The 17,505-nt window shown below is 73.5% G+C and carries 14 protein-coding genes; 4 read left to right on the top strand and 10 right to left on the bottom strand.

Annotated elements, in window-relative coordinates; all coding sequences use genetic code 11:
• Window positions 1-5: 5 nt before the first annotated feature.
• The 4 genes from ANAEK_RS03880 to ANAEK_RS03865 all read right to left on the bottom strand — a co-directional run bounded on the left by ANAEK_RS03880 (window position 6) and on the right by ANAEK_RS03865 (window position 4,418).
• Window positions 6-2,672, bottom strand: coding sequence for a CRISPR-associated helicase/endonuclease Cas3 (locus ANAEK_RS03880; protein ID WP_012524841.1), 2,667 nt, complete (start codon window positions 2,670-2,672; stop codon window positions 6-8).
• A gap of 114 nt (window positions 2,673-2,786) precedes the next feature.
• Window positions 2,787-3,200 (bottom strand): thioesterase family protein, encoded by a 414-nt coding sequence (locus tag ANAEK_RS03875; protein ID WP_012524840.1) that lies wholly within the window; start codon window positions 3,198-3,200, stop codon window positions 2,787-2,789.
• Window positions 3,201-3,251: 51 nt separating this feature from the next.
• Entirely contained in the window at window positions 3,252-3,500 is a 249-nt protein-coding gene (locus ANAEK_RS03870; RefSeq protein WP_011419797.1) for an Lrp/AsnC ligand binding domain-containing protein, read from the bottom strand.
• Window positions 3,501-3,581: 81 nt separating this feature from the next.
• Window positions 3,582-4,418, bottom strand: a complete 837-nt coding sequence (locus tag ANAEK_RS03865; RefSeq protein ID WP_232288359.1) for a DNA-3-methyladenine glycosylase — start codon at window positions 4,416-4,418, stop codon at window positions 3,582-3,584.
• A gap of 250 nt (window positions 4,419-4,668) precedes the next feature.
• Between ANAEK_RS03865 and ANAEK_RS03860 the strand changes: the two genes are divergently transcribed.
• A complete protein-coding gene (locus ANAEK_RS03860) occupies window positions 4,669-5,895 on the top strand; it encodes a BamA/TamA family outer membrane protein (protein WP_012524839.1) in 1,227 nt (408 codons plus the stop codon).
• A 95-nt stretch (window positions 5,896-5,990) separates the two neighbouring features.
• Here ANAEK_RS03860 and secA read toward each other — a convergent pair whose 3' ends face one another.
• Entirely contained in the window at window positions 5,991-8,828 is a 2,838-nt protein-coding gene (secA, locus tag ANAEK_RS03855; RefSeq protein ID WP_198137457.1) for a preprotein translocase subunit SecA, read from the bottom strand.
• A gap of 260 nt (window positions 8,829-9,088) precedes the next feature.
• Here secA and ANAEK_RS03850 point away from each other — a divergent pair, with 260 nt between their 5' ends.
• A complete protein-coding gene (locus tag ANAEK_RS03850; protein WP_012524837.1) occupies window positions 9,089-9,775 on the top strand; it encodes a CHAP domain-containing protein in 687 nt (228 codons plus the stop codon).
• A 94-nt stretch (window positions 9,776-9,869) separates the two neighbouring features.
• Here the strand turns inward: ANAEK_RS03850 and ANAEK_RS03845 are convergent, their stop codons facing one another.
• The 4 genes from ANAEK_RS03845 to ANAEK_RS03830 all read right to left on the bottom strand — a co-directional run bounded on the left by ANAEK_RS03845 (window position 9,870) and on the right by ANAEK_RS03830 (window position 14,651).
• On the bottom strand, window positions 9,870-10,787 hold the full coding sequence (locus ANAEK_RS03845) for a M23 family metallopeptidase (protein WP_012524836.1): 918 nt from the start codon (window positions 10,785-10,787) through the stop codon (window positions 9,870-9,872).
• A 194-nt stretch (window positions 10,788-10,981) separates the two neighbouring features.
• Window positions 10,982-11,824: a Stp1/IreP family PP2C-type Ser/Thr phosphatase gene (locus ANAEK_RS03840; RefSeq protein ID WP_012524835.1), complete on the bottom strand. Its 843-nt coding sequence runs from the start codon at window positions 11,822-11,824 to the stop codon at window positions 10,982-10,984.
• Window positions 11,825-11,921: 97 nt separating this feature from the next.
• Window positions 11,922-13,742: a DNA repair protein RecN gene (gene recN, locus ANAEK_RS03835; RefSeq protein WP_012524834.1), complete on the bottom strand. Its 1,821-nt coding sequence runs from the start codon at window positions 13,740-13,742 to the stop codon at window positions 11,922-11,924.
• A gap of 69 nt (window positions 13,743-13,811) precedes the next feature.
• Window positions 13,812-14,651: an NAD(+)/NADH kinase gene (locus ANAEK_RS03830; protein ID WP_232288358.1), complete on the bottom strand. Its 840-nt coding sequence runs from the start codon at window positions 14,649-14,651 to the stop codon at window positions 13,812-13,814.
• A gap of 24 nt (window positions 14,652-14,675) precedes the next feature.
• On the opposite strand from ANAEK_RS03830, the gene ANAEK_RS03825 reads away from it, so the two are divergent.
• Together ANAEK_RS03825 and ANAEK_RS03820 are read left to right on the top strand one after the other, a co-directional pair.
• A complete protein-coding gene (locus ANAEK_RS03825) occupies window positions 14,676-15,989 on the top strand; it encodes a replication-associated recombination protein A (RefSeq protein ID WP_012524832.1) in 1,314 nt (437 codons plus the stop codon).
• Between the two features lie 34 nt (window positions 15,990-16,023).
• Complete coding sequence (locus ANAEK_RS03820) at window positions 16,024-16,665, top strand: YqiA/YcfP family alpha/beta fold hydrolase (RefSeq protein WP_012524831.1); 642 nt, start codon at window positions 16,024-16,026, stop codon at window positions 16,663-16,665.
• A 179-nt stretch (window positions 16,666-16,844) separates the two neighbouring features.
• Here the strand turns inward: ANAEK_RS03820 and ANAEK_RS03815 are convergent, their stop codons facing one another.
• Window positions 16,845-17,486: a hypothetical protein gene (locus tag ANAEK_RS03815; RefSeq protein ID WP_012524830.1), complete on the bottom strand. Its 642-nt coding sequence runs from the start codon at window positions 17,484-17,486 to the stop codon at window positions 16,845-16,847.
• Window positions 17,487-17,505: the final 19 nt, after the last annotated feature.

The following is a 17,505-nucleotide window of genomic DNA, read 5'->3' as shown; positions in this document are numbered from 1 at the left end:
TCGCCCTAGGCATCTGCGGCATCCTCCTCGTGCGCTGGGGCCGCGGCTGCTTCCGGGCGCAGGCCGAGCCGATCGTAGACGAATCGCTTCCCGCCGAACTGGAACCCTACGCAGGGGCCGGACACGTTCACCTCGCGTGGCACCTCGTCCGGCCCGGCCCCGCTGGCAAACCACGCCGGGATGCTCAACACCTCCACGCTCCCCGCGAACGGAGAAGGGATCCCGCCATCGAACCGGGCGATCCGGTCCCCCGCGCCGAGCCGGGTCTTCACCAGACCGTCGAACCCGGCCCCGAACGCCGCATCGCCGAGCGGCCGGTTCCAGTCGAAGACGTTCGTCGTCGCAAGGACCTGCTCGCCGAGGAGGGCTCCGGTGACGGCGCGCGCGTGGAGCGTCCAGCGCTCGCCTCCCCGCGCGACCACGCGGCCGAGCGCCTCGGGGTGGGTAGCGGCTTCGACGAAGGCCCGGTTGTTCGCCGGGATCTCGATCTCCGCGTGCTCGCCGACGAAGGACCACGTCGCCTGGAGGATGCGCAGATCGCGATACACCGTCCCGATACCCTGGGGACCGCGAGCGTCGCCACGAGCGGTGATGTACTTGCCGAGGTCCGGGTCGCACGGCACGAGCAAGGCTACCCGCGCGCGCTCGAAACCGGCAGGCCGCTTCCGGACTGCGTGGCGATGCAGCCGGCCGGCGCGCTGCAAGAGCACGTCGGCGGGGCAGAGGTCGGTCAGGAGGAGGTCCGCGTCGAGGTCCAGGCTCTGCTGGACCGTCTGCGTCGCCACGACTACCCGGCCGCCGGCGCCGGCTCGCTTCCCGAGCGCGGCCTCGATCGCCCGGTCGAGGCGTTCGCGATCCGGGGCGGCGTAGCGCGAGTGGTGCGGCGCAGCCTGGCCCTCGCACTCGAACAGGAGCGCCCGGTCGCGCGATCCCGCGCGCGCCTCGAGGTCGCGCTGCACCGCCAACGCCCCCTTGACCGTGTTCCGGATCACCAGCACCCGGCCACCCGCCCTGGCCGCGTCGAGCGCCATCCCCGCGATCGCACTCGCTTCGTCGAGAATGGGCACGGGCTCGATTGCGAGCGGCTTCGAGTCGGCCGGCCCTCCTGCGGGCCGAGGCTCGCGGTCCGCCAGCTCTGTCCCGGCGCCGCGGCAGGAGATACCGGGGTAGCGCATTTCCTCGCACGCAGCGAGAGGTGGCAGGCTCCCATCGGCGCTCGACCGGACGAACCGCTCGCGCGCCGCCGCCCCCAGGGTCGCCGACATGAGCAACGCGTGCCCTCCAGCGGCGAGGTGGCGCTCCAGCACTGTCTCGAGCAGCCGGTTCATGTAGGCGTCGGAGGCGTGCACCTCGTCGACGACGAGGAAATGGCGCAGGAGCGCCGCGGCGCGCAGGTGAGCGTGCTTCAGCGGGAGCGCGGAGAGGAGGATCTGGTCGATGGTGCCGACCACCACGGTGCCCGCGAGATAGCGCTTCCCGTGCTCCACCGCCCAGCCTCGCCACCGCATGCGCTCCTGCTCGTCGTCCGGCCAGCAGACGGCGAAGGGGGGTAGACGCGGGTCGCGCCCTCCCACCAGATCGTCAACTCGCAGGTAGCCCGGAACTGCCAGCACCACGGGCGGCCGCTCTCGCTCGTCCGGAAAGCAGCGCCGCATGGCGTCCACCAGCCGCCGGTGAATCTGCGTGGCCGATGTCCTGGTCGGGAGGGCGAAGTACATGCCGTCGACCCGCCCTTCGGCGAAGAGGCGAACGAAGCGCGCGACAGCGGCCTCGGTTTTGCCGGAGCCGGTCTCGGCCTCGAGGATGCTGAGGCCGCCCTCGGGGGCGACCGCCAAGTCGAGCACCGCCTGCTGGGCCGGACGTGGTCGCTCGACGTCGAACAGATCCGTGAACGCGGGCATCACGCCGCGGAGCGCGGCCCGTGCCGCCGACGGATCAACCCACAGTCGCCGGAGCACTTGCTGCGCGCGCTCGCGGGCGAACGGCATCCGATCCGCTTCCGGATCCGCGGCGTACGGGAAAGCCGCCTCGTCGGAACCGATCCAGTCGGCCAGAGTGACGAGGCCGCTAAACGCATGCTGGAACGGCGGCCGGTCCGGGAACGGCTCCGCCGGCTCGCGCCACGCTGGGTACCAGGAGCGCGCCGTCGTTGCCAGCGCGGCGATGCCGGCGATCGGGTCGCGGTCCTCCGTCGCGCGCCACAGCGCCGCGCGAGGTGGCCGGCTCGGGTTCCGCACGTTCTCTGGGGCGCCGTGATGTGCGAGCGCCGCCACGAGCAGGCGCGAGGCGCCCCATGCATCGATCTCGCGCAGGCCGAGCGCAGCGACCAGCGCGGCGCGCTCCGGGCTGGGGACCGCCAGGGCCCCGAAGAGCTCACCGACGTGGCCGGCGACGTCCGCGGGCGCCAGCGCTCCTTTCCGCTGGAATCCGTGGTTGAACTTTCCCGCGTCGTGGAGCGCTGCCAAGATGCAGAGTCGCGCCCGCTGCGGCGCCTCGAGGTCGCGCAGTCCGGCGAGGCGCGCCAGGCGAGACCGGATGACGGCGTCAGCGAGCAGTGCCTCCAGGCACGCTGCGACATCTGCGCAGTGAGCGACGAGCGGATGCCAACGCTCCACCGGGGATCCCGGTGTGCGTCGCAGCTTCCCCCACACTCCGGACGGCGCACCGTCCATGCACCCTCCCCGCCCCCGGAATGCGTGGAACGGCGAGTCGGGCCGATGTGACCGGCAGTGTTCCGCTGCGCCCGGGTCCGCACGGACCCGAGCGTCACCGCGCCGCCTCGCCCCCTACACCCGGTGCTTCTCGAACGCCGCCCGGATCTCCGGCGGGATGGGCGCCTTCGTCCAGCCGGGCACCTCGATGCAGCAGAGCACGATCGTGGAGCTCGCGGCCGCCTCGGCCTCGTTCGGCCGGAAGACGTCGTAGCGGATCGAGATCGAGTGCGCGCCGATGTGCAGCGTGGTGAGCTGGATCGTCACCGCGTCGCCGTGCTGGAGCGGCTTCTCGAAGTCGGTCTCGATGCGCACCACCGGCAGCGCGACCTTGAGCTGGTCGCCGAGATCCCAGAACGGGATCCCGACCTCGGCGGTGAAGAAGTCCTCGAGCGCGCGGTGGAAGAAGTCGTAGAAGCGCGGGAAGTACACGATCCCGGCGCGATCGACGTCGGGGTGGCGGACCGGCTGGCGGATGCGGAAGGCCATGGCTCCTCGTCTCCTCGTGTCCTGGCGCTGCGGGCGGCTGCGGGCGGTGCGTCAGGCGAGCGGCTTGAACGCGCGGAAGGCGAGCAGCGTCTCGGTGTCGCGGACGCCGGCCACCTTCTGGACCTGGTCGGGGATGAGATCTCCGAAGGCGTCGTACTCGGGGGCGTAGAGCTTCACGAGCAGGTCCCAGGTGCCGGTGACGGAGTGGACCTCGGACACGCCCTCGATCTCCATGAGCGCGTTCGCCACCTCCTCGATGCGGCCCAGCTCGCACTTCACCAGCACGAACGCTGCCTTCATGTCGCCTCCGGTCGAGTCCGATCTTCTACCATTTCCCCGGCCGGGCGGCGCCGCGCCGGCGGCATCCCGCGCGGGCGCGGGTCAGGGCCAGCTCGGCGCGTCCCCGTGCCAGTCGGCGGTCACCTCCAGCCACATGGCCAGCCCGGCCCACCGCCCGTACGGCGCGAACCACCGCCGCAGGGTGCGATCGGCGGGGGGCCGGCGTTTCCCCCGGAGGCGTGCGAGCTTGGGGCGCGTCCACGAGTCCAGCGCCAGGTGGTCGTGGCGGCCGAGCAGGCGGAGCAGGTGCTCGGTCGCGTAGGGGCCGAAGCCCTTCAGCTCCGAGATCCGGCGACCGAGCGCGTCGGTGTCGAGCGGGGAGCGGCGCAGCGCCTCGAGGTCGAGCGTCCCGTCCGCGGCGCCGCGCGCGAGCGCGAGCAGGAACGGCGCGCGGTACCCGGCGCGGATCTCGTCGCGGTAGAAGCGCTCGGTCCGCGCGGCCATGGCCTCGGCGGTGGGGAAGGCGCGGGTCGCGAGCGGTCCGGGCTCGCCGAGCGTCTCGCACAGGCGCGTCACCATGGAGCGGGTGAGCGCCCAGGAGCAGTTGGTGGTGCAGAGCGTCTTCACCGCGTCCTCGTACACGGTGGGTGACCGGAGCAGCCGACCCGCGCCGCGCGCCAGCGCCCAGCGCAGGTCGGGCAGGTCCCGCCCCTTCCCCGCGGCGCGCCGGCGCTCGAGGTCCGCCGCCAGCGCCTGGAACGGCGCGAGGTCCTCGTCGAGCGCCAGGCAGGCGCCGAGCAGCGCGCGCGCCTCCCGCGCCTCGGCGGCGCCGAGCCGCCCCTGCGCGAACGCGCGGAACGCGAGCCGGCCGGGCTCCCCCTCGGCCACCTCCGCGTACGCGACGCGTGCGCCGGAGAGCCGCAGGGGGCGCCCGAGCACGCGGCGGGCCTCGTCCCAGCGCCACGGCGGCAGGTCGTACCAGCCTGGCTCCGGACGGTGAGGACGAGGTCGAACGGCTCGGGCACTTGCATCGCTCACCCTGCGGGGGCCCATCCGGGCCCGCATCGTGGAACCGACCAGCGGTGCAGCTTCTACCATCGGAGGGACCGCCGAGGCGCCACGTCGAACGCGGCGTCCGCGGCGGAGATCGCGGCGCCGGGCCGGCGCCGGTGGTAGCCTCTCGCGGCCGATGCGCCTCGCCGCCCGCTCCTCGCTCGCCCTGCTGCTGCTGCTCACCGCCGCCCGCGCCGCCGCGGCCCCATCCCCCGCCCCTGCTCCCGGGCCCTCCCCCGGCGCCGCGGCGTCCGCCGAGGCCGCCGGCGCGAGCGCGTCCGACAACCCGCCGCCCGCCGCCGAGCCGGGGGAGCGCACCGCCGAGACCGCGGCGCACCCGGAGGGCCACGTGGCCGCCGCCGAGGCCCAGCGCCACGGCAACCGCTGGTTCGCGCTGCCGGTGCTGTTCTGGCTCCCCGAGACGCGGCTCGGCTTCGGCGCCACCGGCGGCCTGCACCTCGACTTGCGCGGCGCGCCCCGCCCCTCGAGCGTGTTCGTGGGCGCGGTCTACACGCTGGAGCGGCAGGGCTCGGTGGACGTCGCCGGCGAGATCTACCTGCCGAACGGCACGCTGCTGAGCGGCCGCACGCGCGTGGTCCACTTCCCGGACGTCTTCTACGGGATCGGCCCGCACACCACGAGCGAGGACCGCGAGAAGTTCACCCGCCGCGGCGCGGAGGCGGTGGTCACCGCCGAGCTGCCGGTGGTCCCGAACCTCCGCATCGGACCGCGGGTGGACCTGCGCGCCGAGGAGATCCAGGAGCGCGAGCCGGGCGGCCTGCTGGCGCGCGGCACGGTCGCGGGCTGGGACGGCTACACCGCGGCCGCCGCGGGCGCGAGCGCCACCTACGACACGCGCGACAACACGTTCTGGCCGATGCGCGGGACGGTGCTGCAGGCCTGGTACGTGTACGCGCCGGCGGCGCTGGGGCGGCGGCACGCCACCTTCGGCCGCGGCGTGGCGGAGGCGCGCCACTTCGTGCCGCTCGGCCACCGGCGCGTGCTGGGCCTGCACGCCTACGCCGAGGGCGCGCACGGCGAGCCGCCCTTCACGCTGCTGCCGAAGCTGGGCAGCACCCGGTTCCTGCGCGGGATCCGCGAGGGGCGCTACCGCGACCGCGTGGACTGGGTCACGCAGGCGGAGCTCCGCACGCCGGTGGTGGGCCGCCTGGGCGCGGCGGCGTTCGCCGCGGTGGGCGACGTGGCGCCCTCGCTGCGCGCGCTCACGCTGCAGTCGGTGAAGGCGTCCGGGGGGCTCGGCCTGCGCTGGAAGCTCACCGACGACGGCGCGAACATCCGCGTCGATCTCGCGGCGAGCCGGTTCGGCGTCGAGCTGTACGTGCTCGTGCTGGAGGCGTTCTAGCGGATCGTCCAGACCCGCTCACCCTGAGCGTCCCTCGACCTCGCGCCGCTGGCGCGGCGCTGCGCTCGGGATGAGCGGTCGGAGTCGAGGGGCCGCTAGACCGCGGCCTCGGTCGCGCCGTGGCACTTCTTGTACTTCTTGCCCGAGCCGCACGGGCAGGGGTCGTTGCGGCCGACCTTCGGGTGCTGGCGCACCACCGTCTCCTGCTTGGGCGCGGGCTTCGCGTCGCCGTCGCCGGCGGACTCGGCGTGGCTGGCGGTGATCCGCTGGAGCGCCTTGCGCTGCATGGCCAGGCGCTTCGCCTCGAGCTCCTCGGCGGTCTCCTGGCGGACGAGCTGCAGGCGGAGGAGGTTGCCGATGACCGCGCTCTTCACGCGCCAGGTCATCTGCACGAACATCTCGTAGCCCTCCTTCTTGTACTCCTGCTTCGGGTCCTTCTGGCCGTAGCCCCGCAGGCCGATGCCCTGGCGCAGGTGGTCCATCGAGAGCAGGTGGTCCTTCCACTGCTGGTCGATGGCCTGGAGGTACAGGTACTGCTCCCAGCGGCGCAGCACCGGGGTGCCCTCGGGGTCCTTCCCGAGTTCCTCCTCCTTCGCCCGGTACAGCTTCTCCACCACGTTGAAGACCTGCTCCTCGAGCGCGCGGCGCGCCTCCTGGGCGCGGCCGACCGGCGGCGTGAACTTCATCTCCACGCCGAACTGCTCGCGGATGTTCGCGGACAGGCCGTCGAGGTCCCAGTCGGCGACGCGGCTCGGGCAGCTCGCGCCGACCATCTCGACCACCAGGTCCTCCACGAGGTCGAGCATGTGCTCGCCCGCGTCGGCCCAGGTGAAGACCTGCTCGTGCCGGGTCTTCTTCTTGGTCTTGGGATCCTCCTCGTACTCGACCACCGGCACGCCCGCGCCGAAGCCCAGCACCATGCGCCGCAGCCGGTAGATCGACCGGCGCTGCTGGTTCATGACGTCGTCGTACTCGAGCAGGTTCTTGCGGATGTCGAAGTTGTGCGCCTCGACCTTCTTCTGCGCGCCCTCGATGGCCTTGGTGAGCCAGGGGTGCTCGATCTGCTCGCCGTCCTTCATGCCCATGCGGCCCATGAGCCCCTGGATCCGGTCGGACCCGAAGATGCGCATGAGCTCGTCCTCGAGGGACAGGTAGAAGATCGACGAGCCGGGGTCGCCCTGGCGGCCGGCGCGGCCGCGGAGCTGGTTGTCGATGCGCCGCGACTCGTGGCGCTCGGTGCCGACGATGTGCAGGCCGCCCAGCTTCACGACCTCTTCGTGCTCCGCGGTGGTCTGCGCCTTCAGCTTCTCCAGCGCGGCCTCGAGGCGCCGCCCCCAGTCGGCCTTGCGCTCGAGGAACGCCTGCTCCTCCTCGCCCTCCATGGGCGCGTCCGGCTCCGGGCCCACCTCGTGCTTCGCCATCATCTCGGCGTTGCCGCCCAGGATGATGTCGGTGCCGCGGCCGGCCATGTTGGTGGAGATGGTCACCGCGCCCTTGCGGCCGGCCTGCGCGACGATCTCCGCCTCGCGCTGGTGGTGCTTGGCGTTCAGGACGGCGTGGGGGACGCCGCGCCGCTTCAGCAGGGTCGAGACCACCTCGCTCTTCGCCACCGAGACGGTGCCGACCAGCACCGGCTGCCCGGTGCCGTGGCGCTGCTCGATCTCGGTGCAGAGCGCGTCGAACTTCTCGCCCTCGGTCTTGTAGACGACGTCCTCGGAGTCCTTGCGGACGTTCTTCTTGTTCGTCGGGATGACGACGACGTCGATGTTGTAGGTCTTGGCGAACTCCTCCGCCTCGGTGTCCGCGGTGCCGGTCATGCCCGCGAGCTTCGAGTACATGCGGAAGTAGTTCTGGAAGGAGATGGTGGCGAGCGTCTGGTTCTCCGCCTCGATCTTCACCCCCTCCTTCGCCTCGACCGCCTGGTGCAGGCCGTCCGACCAGCGCCGGCCGGGCATGAGGCGGCCGGTGAACTCGTCCACGATGAGGACCTCGCCGTCCTTCACGACGTAGTCCACCTCGTTCCGGTAGATGTGGTGGGCGCGGAGCGCCTGCTCGACGTGGTGGAGGGTCTCGATCTCCTCGGGCGCGTAGAGGTTCTGGACGGAGAGCTTCTTCTCCATCTTCTCCACGCCCGCGTCGGTCATCACGATGGTGCGGCTCTTCTCGTCCACCGTGAAGTCCTGGTCGCGGATCATCGACGGGATGACCCCGTTCACCCGCGCGTAGAGCTCGGACGACTCGTCCGACGGGCCCGAGATGATGAGCGGGGTGCGCGCCTCGTCGATGAGGATCGAGTCCACCTCGTCCACGATGGCGAAGTTCAGCTCGCCCTGGACGTAGTCCTGGAGCCTGAACTTCATGTTGTCGCGCAGGTAGTCGAAGCCGAACTCGTTGTTCTGCCCGTAGGTGATGTCCGAGCCGTAGGCCTCCTGGCGCTCGCGGTCGGTGAGGCCGTGGACGATGACGCCGGTGCGGAGCCCGCAGAAGCGATACAGGCGGCCCATCCACTCGGCGTCGCGCCGGGCCAGGTAGTCGTTCACGGTGACGACGTGCACGCCGCGCCCGGAGAGCGCGTTCAGCACGCACGGCAGCGTCGCGACCAGCGTCTTGCCCTCGCCGGTCTTCATCTCGGCGATCTTCCCGGAGTGGAGCACCGCGCCGCCGATGAGCTGCACGTCGAAGTGGCGCATGCCCAGCGCGCGGACCCCCGCCTCGCGCACCAGCGCGAACGCCTCCGGCATGAGGTCGTCGAGCGTGCGCCCGTTCTCGCGGACCTGCTGCTTCCACTCGGCGATCAGCCGGGGGAAGTCCTCGTCCCGGAGCGCCTTCATGCGCGGCTCCAGCTCGGCGACCCGCGCCACGAGCGGCCGGAGGCGCTTCAGCTCGCGCTCGTTCTTGGTGCCGAGGACCTTCTTCAGGACGTAGTTGAACATGATCTGCTCGAATCTCCGGTTGGCCCGGTCCCCGCGTGCGGGGGCGCGCACCTGTCCCCCTGACGAAACAGGCGCCCGCTCCGACGCGTTCCGTCGAGCGGGCGCCTCTTCCCTGGCGCGAGGTCACGCCGGACCCGGGCTCCAGGGGCCGCCGAGGCTACCTGCTTAGGTAACGCCGCGCCAGACGAAATCAAATGGGAGGCCCCACGCATGGTTGGCCGTCGTTTTGACAGCCGGAGGGGGCCCTCTACAGTGGCAGCGTGGCCCGCCTCGCCCCGCTTGCGCTCGCGGCGCTCGCGCTCGCCGCCTGCGCCGGACCGGCCCGGGTCGGCCGGCCCGATCCGGCGCGCGGCGGTGACGGCGACCTCGGCGAGCGCCTGGCCGAGCGGGCCGCGGCGCTCGTGGGCGAGCGCGGCGCGTTCCGGGCCGGCGGCGAGCGCTTCAACCCCGACTGCTCCGGCTTCGTCCAGGCGGTCTACCAGGCCGAGGGGATCCCGCTGCGCCGGCTCATGGCGCTCGCCTCGCCGCGCGAGACGTCCGGGGCCGCGGCCGCATACCAGGCGGTGCGCGCGTACGGCGTCGCCTTCGGCGGCGGCGGCCAGTGGCCCGCGCCCGGCGACCTGGTGTTCTTCCACGACACGTACGACCGCGATCGCGACGGGCGCGCCGACGACCCTTTCACGCACGTGGGCGTGGTGGAGCGCGTGCGCGGCGGGACGGTGGTGTTCCTGCACCGCGGCGGGCGCGCGGTGGTGCGGGCCGCGCTCACCCCGGGCCGGCCGGACGCGACGCTCGCGCCAGACGGCACCCGCCTCAACAGCCCGATCCGCGATCGGCGCCCGCCCCTGCGCGACGGCGCGACGCTCACCGGGCAGCTGTTCGCGGGCTACGGGCGCATCGACCCGGCGCGCGTGCCGCGCGACGTCGCGCGCGCCGCCGAGCGCTGAGGCACGGGCGCCGGCCCGCTCGCGGTTCGACGGGCTCGCCATCGGCGGATCCGGGGGGCTCACCACGGCCGCGCGCGAGCGCCGGCCGCCGGGATCACTCCAGGATGAACTTCCTCGGGTTCTCCGGGATGCCGTTCACGCGCACCTCGTAGTGCAGGTGCGGTCCGGTGGAGCGGCCGGTGTTGCCGACGGCGGCCACCTTGTCGCCGCGCTTCACGCGGTCGCCCAGGCGGACGAAGACCTCGGAGAGGTGGGCGTAGCGGGTCTTCACGCCGTAGCCGTGGTCGAGGACCAGCACCTTGCCGTACGCGCCCTCGGTGCCGGCGAACACCACCGTCCCGTCCGACGGCGTGTAGATGGGCTGGCCGTGCGGCGTGGCGATGTCGAGGCCCTGGTGCATCTTCCGCTCGGCCGTGTACGGGTCGATGCGGGTGCCGAAGTCGGAGGTCACCCAGCCGCGCGCCGGCCAGATCGACGGCGTGGAGGCGAGCAGCGAGCGCTGGTCGTCGAAGTACTCCTGCAGCTCGCGCAGGCTCTGCTCCTGGCGCGAGGCCTCGGTCTCGAGCGAGCCCAGCTTCCCGGGCAGCGCGGCGATGCTCGCCTCGGCGGCGGGGGCGGGCCCGGGGATTGACGGCTCGCCGTCGGCGTTGCCGACCGGCCCGATGGCGAGGTTCCGCTCCGGATCCTGGAGCTGCGTCACCGCGGTGCGGAGCTTCGCGTCGAAGCGCTCGACGCGGTCGAGCGTCGCCGAGATGTGGGCGACCTTCTCCTGGACCAGCAGGATCTGCGAGCGGAGCTGGGCGTTCTCCTCCTTGAGGACGCCGTTCTCCGAGGACGACCCGAGCAGGGAGAGGTAGTGACCGAGGGCGAGCAGCCCGACCAGCACGACGGCACCGCCGCCGTAAGCCGCCTTCTTCAGCCACTTCTGGGGGACGCGGAACTTGCGGATCGCCTGCGAGTGGTCGGAGACCACGATGACCGTGAACACCTGGGTCTTGGGCGGTACCGCCATCCGATCCACGCTCCGTTGGTCCCCAGGCATGCGCCCGAGAAGCTAGCGACGCGACGCCGCAGGATGAACGCCAGTCCCGGAGGTACGGGACCCCGAGGCAGACCGGTAACAGAGCCCGAAGTTGCCTGTCAAGAAAGGGTTTTGCCCACCTTACCCCAGCCCGGACCCGCACTCCGCGAGCGGGCGGGCAGGCGTCAGCCGGCCAGGATGGGCTCGCGGCCCGCCCGGATCACGATCACGGTGATGTTGTCGTCGCCGCCGCGATCGTTCGCGAGCTCGACCAGGCGCGCCGGCGACGCGTCGATGGGGCATTCGTCCACGATCTGGAGGATCTCGTCGTCGTCCACCAGGTTGGACAGGCCGTCGCAGCAGATCACCAGCCCGTCCCCGTCCTCGAGCTCGAGGCCCATGAGATCGACCTGGACCTGCGCCTCGAACCCCACCGATCGGGTGATGATGTTCTTGAAGCGGCTGTGCTTCGCCTCGTCGGCGCTGATGGTGCCGGCCTTGAGCTGCTCGTTGACGAGCGAGTGGTCCTCGGAGACCTGGTAGATGCGCCCCTCGCGCAGCAGGTAGCAGCGGCTGTCGCCCACGTGCGCCACGAACGCCACCCGGCCGTCGATGAGCGCCGCGGTGACGGTGGTCCCCATCCCGGCGAGCTCGGGAGCGTCCTGGGCCGTCTTGAAGATCCGCGCGCAGGCCGCCTCGACCGCGTCGCGGAGCAGGTCCGGGAGCCGGCTGTCCTCGACGCCGTTCGCCCCCTCGAACACCTCCGGCGCGCCGTCGCGCGCCGCGCGGATCGACTCCTGGATGGTCTCGACCGCGAGCCGGGACGCCGTGCCGCCGCCCGCGTGGCCGCCCATGCCGTCGGCGACCACGTAGAGCCCCAGCGCGGGATCGACCAGGAACGCGTCCTCGTTGTGATCGCGCCGCTGGCCGACGTCCGTGACGCCGTGGGCAGCGATCGTCAGGACAGGCGTGGCCGCCACGCGCGGAGCGTACCTTTCCGCAGACTGAGGGGTCAACGCGGTTGCCATCGTCTCGCCGAACGCCGCGGTCCGCGTTCGTGACCCCTCGACGGCCCGGTGCGACCACGCGGCGTCCCAGGATTCCCCGGTCGGCCGCGCGGGCGGCTCAGCCGGCCCGCGCCACCCGTCGCGCCGCGGCCCGGGCGGGCACCGCGCGCCGCCCGCGCTCGGCAGCCGCCGGCGGCGCGGCGGGCTGGCGTGCGGCCGCCATGAGGGCGGCCGCGTGCTCGAGCGCCGAGGGCGTCACGGTCACGCCCGCCATCATGCGGGCGACCTCCTGCCGCCGCCCCGCGTCGTCTCCGAGCAGCTCGACGCCGGTGTGCGTCCGCCCGCCCGCGACGCGCTTCTCGACGCGATGGTGCCGATCGGCGAACGCAGCCACCTGCGGCAGGTGCGTGATGCAGATCACCTGCCGGCCCTTCGAGACGTCGGAGAGCACGCGGCCCATGGCCTCGGCCACCGCGCCGCCGATGCCGGCGTCCACCTCGTCGAAGACGTACGTCGCCACCGGATCGCGGCGCGAGATGGTGCGCTTCACCGCGAGGAGCAGGCGCGAGAGCTCGCCGCCGGAGGCGATCCGGCCGAGCCCGCGCGGCGGCTCGCCCGGGTTCGGGGCGATGAGGATCTCGGCGCGCTCCGCGCCGGCCGGCCCGAGCAGCTTGCCGCCCACCTCGACCCCGGCCTCCGGCGGCAGCAGCGCCACCTCGAGCCGGCAGCGCCCCATGGCGAGCCCGGCGAGCTCGCGCCGCACCGCCTCCGCGAACGCCTGGGCCGCCTCCGCCCGCGCCCGGGAGAGCGCCGCGGCGAGGCGCACCGCCTCGCGGCCGCGCTGCTCGATCTCCGCCTGCACGACGGAGAGCCGCTCGCCGCCGCCCTGCAGCCGCGCCAGCTCCCCGCGCATCTGGTCGCGGCGCGCGATGGCGCCCTCCAGCGTGCCGCCGTGCTTGCGCGCGAGCGCCCGCAGCAGCTCGTGCCGGTCCTCCACCGACGCCAGCCGCTCCGGGTCGCCGCCCACCGCCTCGGCGTAGCGCCCCAGCTCGCGCCCGGCCTCCTCCAGCTCCACCGCCGCCGAGCGCAGCAGCCCGAGCGGCGCCTCCAGGCGGCGGTCGAGCAGCGACGCCTCGGCGAGCGCGCGCGCCGCCTGTCCCACCCGCTCCGAGGCGCTGCCCTCCTCGCCGTACGCCAGCGCCTCGGCGGCCCGCGCGGCCTCGCGCAGCTTCTCGGCCGAGGCGAGCACGCGCCGCTCGTCCTCGAGCGACTCCAGCTCGCCCGGCCTGGGATCGGCCGACTCCAGCTCGCGGAGCTGGAACGCGAGGTAGTCCGCCCGCCGCGCCCGCTCGCCCTCGTCCGCGGCGAGCGCTTCCCGCTCGCGGACGAGGGCGGCGAGCGCCGCGTGCGCGGCGCGGTACCGGAGGAGGGTCGGCTCCGCGCCGTTTTCCGAGATCGCGTCCAGGCCGGCGAACGCGTCGAGCAGCTCGAGGTGCACCGAGGGATCGAGCAGCGACACGTGCTCGTGCTGGCCGGAGATGTCCACCACGCCCCGCAGCGCCGTCTCCAGCATCGAGACGGTGCACAGGGCCCCGTTCACGAAGGCGCGCCCGCGGCCGCCGCGCGCCGCCACGCGCCGCACCAGGAGCTCGCAGCTCCCCGCGCCCGGCTCGGGCCGGATCGGGAGCCCGGCCGCGTCGAGGCGGCCGAACACCGGGTGCGCGGCGGGGAGCTCGAACAGCGCCTCGACCACCGCCTCGTCGGCGCCCTCGCGCAGCACGTCCGCGGTCATGCGGCCGCCCAGCACGAGGTGGAGCGCGTTCACCAGGATCGACTTGCCGGCGCCCGTCTCGCCGGTGAGCACGTTCAGCCCGGGGCCGAACCGGACCTCCACCGCGTCGACGACGGCGAGGCCGGAGATGCGCAGCGTCGTGAGCATGGGCCCATGATCCACGGGCCCCTGACACTGCGCAAATTTTCAGTGGTCGGCCCGTTCAGGGCCCGAGGCTCAGCGCTCGCCCCAGCGCAGCTTCGCGCGCAGGATCCCGAAGAAGTCGAGCGACTTGTTCCGCACCAGCAGCACGCGGTTGTACGACTGCTTCACCTGGACCCGGTCGCCGCGCTCGAGCTTCACGCCGCTCTGGCCGTCCAGCGTCATGAAGACCTCGCTGTCGTTCACCAGCAGGATCTCGATCTTCTCCTCGTCGGGCACCACCAGCGGCCGCTGCGTGAGCATGTGCGGGCAGATCGGCGCGATGATCACGCCGCGCATGGTCGGGTACATGATGGGCCCGTTCGCGGCCAGCGCGTAGGCGGTCGAGCCGGTGGGCGTCGCGACGATGATGCCGTCCGCCTTGTAGGTCGTGACGTACTCGCCGGAGCAGCGGGTGTCGAGCTCGACCATGCGCGACAGCGCGCCCTTCGCGATCACCACGTCGTTCAGCACCTCGGCGTCGAGCGCGCGCTCGGAGCTGCCGCCGCGGTGCAGGTGCACGCGCAGCTTCATGCGCTCGGACAGCGTGGCGCGCCCGGCCAGCACGTCGTCCATCGCCGCGTACATGCCGCTCTGCGGGACCTCGGTCATGAAGCCGAGGCTCCCCATGTTCACGCCGAGGATGGGCACCGGGCGGCCGTCGAGCAGGCCGGCGGCGTGGATGAGCGTGCCGTCGCCGCCGAGCACCACCACCAGGTCGGCGGACCGCGCCACCTCCGCCTCGTCGCGGAGCACCTCGACGCCCTTCCCCTCGAGGAACTGCCCCACGTACACCGCCGTCTCCGACGCCTCGGCGCTCGAGACCTTGTGCACGATCCCCACGCGCTTCGGCACGGGACACGGATGGCCGTCCATGCGGAGCATTATATAAGCGGTTTCATGGACCTCTTCGATCGCGCCGTCGCGGACGACCCGAGCGGCAAGCCGCTCGCCGAGCGGATGCGCCCACGCCGCCTGGAGGATTTCGCCGGCCAGGAGCACGTCCTGGGCCCCGGCACCGCGCTGCGGCGCTCCATCGAGGCGGACCAGGTGCCGTCGCTCATCCTGTGGGGCCCGCCGGGCACCGGGAAGACCACGCTGGCGCGCATCGTGGCGCAGCGCACCGGCGCGGACTTCGTGCCGTTCAGCGCGGTGCTGGGCGGGGTGAAGGAGATCCGCGAGATCGTGGCCGCGGCGCGCGACCGGCGCCGCATGCACCGCAAGCGCACCATCCTGTTCGTGGACGAGATCCACCGCTTCACCCGCGCGCAGCAGGACGCGTTCCTGCCGCACGTGGAGGACGGGACCATCACGCTCATCGGCGCCACAACCGAGAACCCGTCGTTCGAGGTGAACGCCGCGCTCCTGTCGCGCTGCCGCGTCGCGACGCTGCGGGCGCTCACCGAGGACGAGGTGGCGGCGCTGCTCGATCGCGCCGTGGCGGCGCCGGAGGGGCTGGCGGGCGCGGTCGCGCTCACGCCCGAGGCCCGCGACACCATCGCCCGCCTGAGCTACGGCGACGCGCGCAAGGCGCTGAACGCGCTCGAGGTGTCGGCCGCGGCGGTGCGGCTCGCCGGCCGCCCCGCGGTGGAGAAGGCCGACGCGGAGGAGGCGCTGCAGGCGCGCACCGTCAACTACGACAAGCAGGGCGAGGAGCACTACAACGTCGTCTCCGCGTTCATCAAGTCGCTGCGCGGCTCGGACCCGGACGCCGCCGTCTACTACATGGTCCGGATGCTGGAGGCGGGCGAGGACCCGCGCTTCGTGCTCCGGCGCATGGTGATCTTCGCGTCCGAGGACGTGGGCAACGCCGACCCGCAGGCGCTGCAGGTGGCGGTCTCCGCGCTGCAGGCGGTCGAGCTGGTGGGGCTGCCGGAGGGCGTGCTGCCCATGAGCCAGGCCGCCATCTACCTGGCGCTCGCGCCGAAGTCGAACACCGCCATCGCCGCCTACGGCAACGCGCGGCGCCTGGTGCGCGAGCGCGGGCCGCTGCCGGTGCCGCTCAAGCTCCGCAACGCGCCCACCAAGCTGATGGAGGGGCTCGGCTACGGCGGCGGCTACCGCTACCCGCACAACTTCGAGGGCCACTACGTGGCCGAGGAGTACCTGCCCGACGCGCTCCGCGGCGAGCAGGTGGTCCAGCTCTCCGAGAATGGCCTGGAGAAGGCGCTGGGCGAGCGGCTCCGGTCTCTGCGGGAGAAAGCCGGGAAGTAGGGCGGCGCGGCCCGTCCTCGGCTAGGCTGCCCCGATGCTCCTGTACCTGCACGGCTTCGCCTCAGGGCCCTCCTCGACCAAGGCCCGCGCGCTGGCCTCGCGCTTCGCCGACGCGGGCGTCCACCTGGAGACGCCGGATCTCACCCCAGGTGACGACGGCTTCGAGCGCTCCTCGCCGTCCTCCATGCTGGCGATCGCGGAGCGGCTGCTCGACGAGGCGGCGCCGCCGCACGCGATCATCGGCAGCTCGCTGGGCGGCTACCTCGCGGCGGTGGCGGCCTCGCGCGATCCCTCCATCGAGCGGCTGGTGCTGATGGCCCCGGCGTTCCGGCTGTTCGAGCGCTGGTCGCGCCGCCTCGGGCCGGCCGACCTCGAGGGCTGGCGCGCGCGGGGGCTCGAGGTGGACCACTTCGCCTCCGGCCGGAAGCGGCGCCTCGGGTGGCAGTTCTTCGAGGACGCGCAGGGCTGGCCGGCGTTCCCCGAGGTGCGGGTGCCCACGCTCTGCATCGCCGGCCGGCGCGACGAGACCATCCCGCTCGAGGACGTGGCCGCGTTCGTCGCGCGCACGCCGGGCGCGCGCCTCGTCGAGGTGGACGACGGGCACGAGCTGACGGCCTCGCTCGACCTCATCTTCGAGGAGGCGCGGGCGTTCCTGCGGCCGGTGACCGGACGCTAGCGGCCGGCGTCGTCGTGAGCAGGGAGGGGCCCCAGCCGCAAGGCTGGGGAGGGATGCAATCCCTCCCGCGGGGACCGCTCGCGCGCCCGCGCAGGCGGGCGCGAGCGGTCACGGGCCCCGCGGAGCCAGGGGTGGGGCCCCGCGAGCTCTGCTTGCGGGGCGGGGACGCCGTCCCCGTTCTACTTGTGCGCATGGACGCGCGCGAAGCGGGCCTCGTCGGTCGCGTGGCACTTCCGGCAGGACGCGAGGTCCGGGAGCACCAGCCCGGCGGCCACCGCCTTCGCCCGGTCGCGCATCACGCTCGCGGTCCAGTAGTCGCCGCCGTTCCCGTGGCAGCCCTCGCAGTCGAGCCCCTTCTGCGCGTGCGGTGAGGCGGACCACGACTCGAACTGCACCCGGTGGCACATCTTGCACTTCTGCGGGCCGACCTTGGCGTGCGCCGTCGCCGCGGGCGCGGGGGCGGGCGCCGGGGCGGGAGCGGCCTGCGCCGGCTCGGCGGGCTTCGCGGGCGCCGGGGCGGGCGCCGGTGCCGGCTTTGCGGTCTCGGCCGGGCGCGGCGCGGGCCGGGGCGGCGGCGTCACGGTCGGCGCGGCCGGCTGCTCTGCCGGACGGGGCGCCGGCGCAGGCTGGGCCTGCGGCGCGGGCTGCTCGGCGGGGGCAGGCGCGGGTGGCGTCACCTCCGGCGCGGGCGCCGCCGGCACGGCGGAGGGCGCGGGGGCGCTCGGGTACGCCGGCGCGGGCGCCTCCTTCTTGTCGGAGCAGGCGAGGACGGTGAGGACGCCCATCACCGCGACGGCGATGCGCAGATCGATGCGGGCCATGTGTTCCTCCGTGAGCGGG

The organism is Anaeromyxobacter sp. K, from assembly GCF_000020805.1.
In the GTDB taxonomy this organism is placed as follows: Bacteria; Myxococcota; Myxococcia; order Myxococcales; family Anaeromyxobacteraceae; genus Anaeromyxobacter; species Anaeromyxobacter dehalogenans.
This window is presented reverse-complemented; position numbering and strand designations above follow the sequence as displayed.

What these genes read in the sequence shown, in the direction of transcription:
- ANAEK_RS03880 (WP_012524841.1), bottom strand. Translation starts at nt 2,672, where the DNA reads ATGGACGGTGCGCCGTCCGGAGTGTGGGGGAAGCTGCGACGCACACCG.
- recN (WP_012524834.1), bottom strand. Translation starts at nt 13,742, where the DNA reads ATGCTCACGACGCTGCGCATCTCCGGCCTCGCCGTCGTCGACGCGGTG.
- ANAEK_RS03860 (WP_012524839.1), top strand. Translation starts at nt 4,669, where the DNA reads ATGCGCCTCGCCGCCCGCTCCTCGCTCGCCCTGCTGCTGCTGCTCACC.
- ANAEK_RS03870 (WP_011419797.1), bottom strand. Translation starts at nt 3,500, where the DNA reads ATGAAGGCAGCGTTCGTGCTGGTGAAGTGCGAGCTGGGCCGCATCGAG.
- ANAEK_RS03840 (WP_012524835.1), bottom strand. Translation starts at nt 11,824, where the DNA reads ATGGCAACCGCGTTGACCCCTCAGTCTGCGGAAAGGTACGCTCCGCGC.
- ANAEK_RS03825 (WP_012524832.1), top strand. Translation starts at nt 14,676, where the DNA reads ATGGACCTCTTCGATCGCGCCGTCGCGGACGACCCGAGCGGCAAGCCG.
- ANAEK_RS03830 (WP_232288358.1), bottom strand. Translation starts at nt 14,651, where the DNA reads ATGGACGGCCATCCGTGTCCCGTGCCGAAGCGCGTGGGGATCGTGCAC.
- secA (WP_198137457.1), bottom strand. Translation starts at nt 8,828, where the DNA reads ATGTTCAACTACGTCCTGAAGAAGGTCCTCGGCACCAAGAACGAGCGC.
- ANAEK_RS03820 (WP_012524831.1), top strand. Translation starts at nt 16,024, where the DNA reads ATGCTCCTGTACCTGCACGGCTTCGCCTCAGGGCCCTCCTCGACCAAG.
- ANAEK_RS03845 (WP_012524836.1), bottom strand. Translation starts at nt 10,787, where the DNA reads ATGGCGGTACCGCCCAAGACCCAGGTGTTCACGGTCATCGTGGTCTCC.
- ANAEK_RS03875 (WP_012524840.1), bottom strand. Translation starts at nt 3,200, where the DNA reads ATGGCCTTCCGCATCCGCCAGCCGGTCCGCCACCCCGACGTCGATCGC.
- ANAEK_RS03815 (WP_012524830.1), bottom strand. Translation starts at nt 17,486, where the DNA reads ATGGCCCGCATCGATCTGCGCATCGCCGTCGCGGTGATGGGCGTCCTC.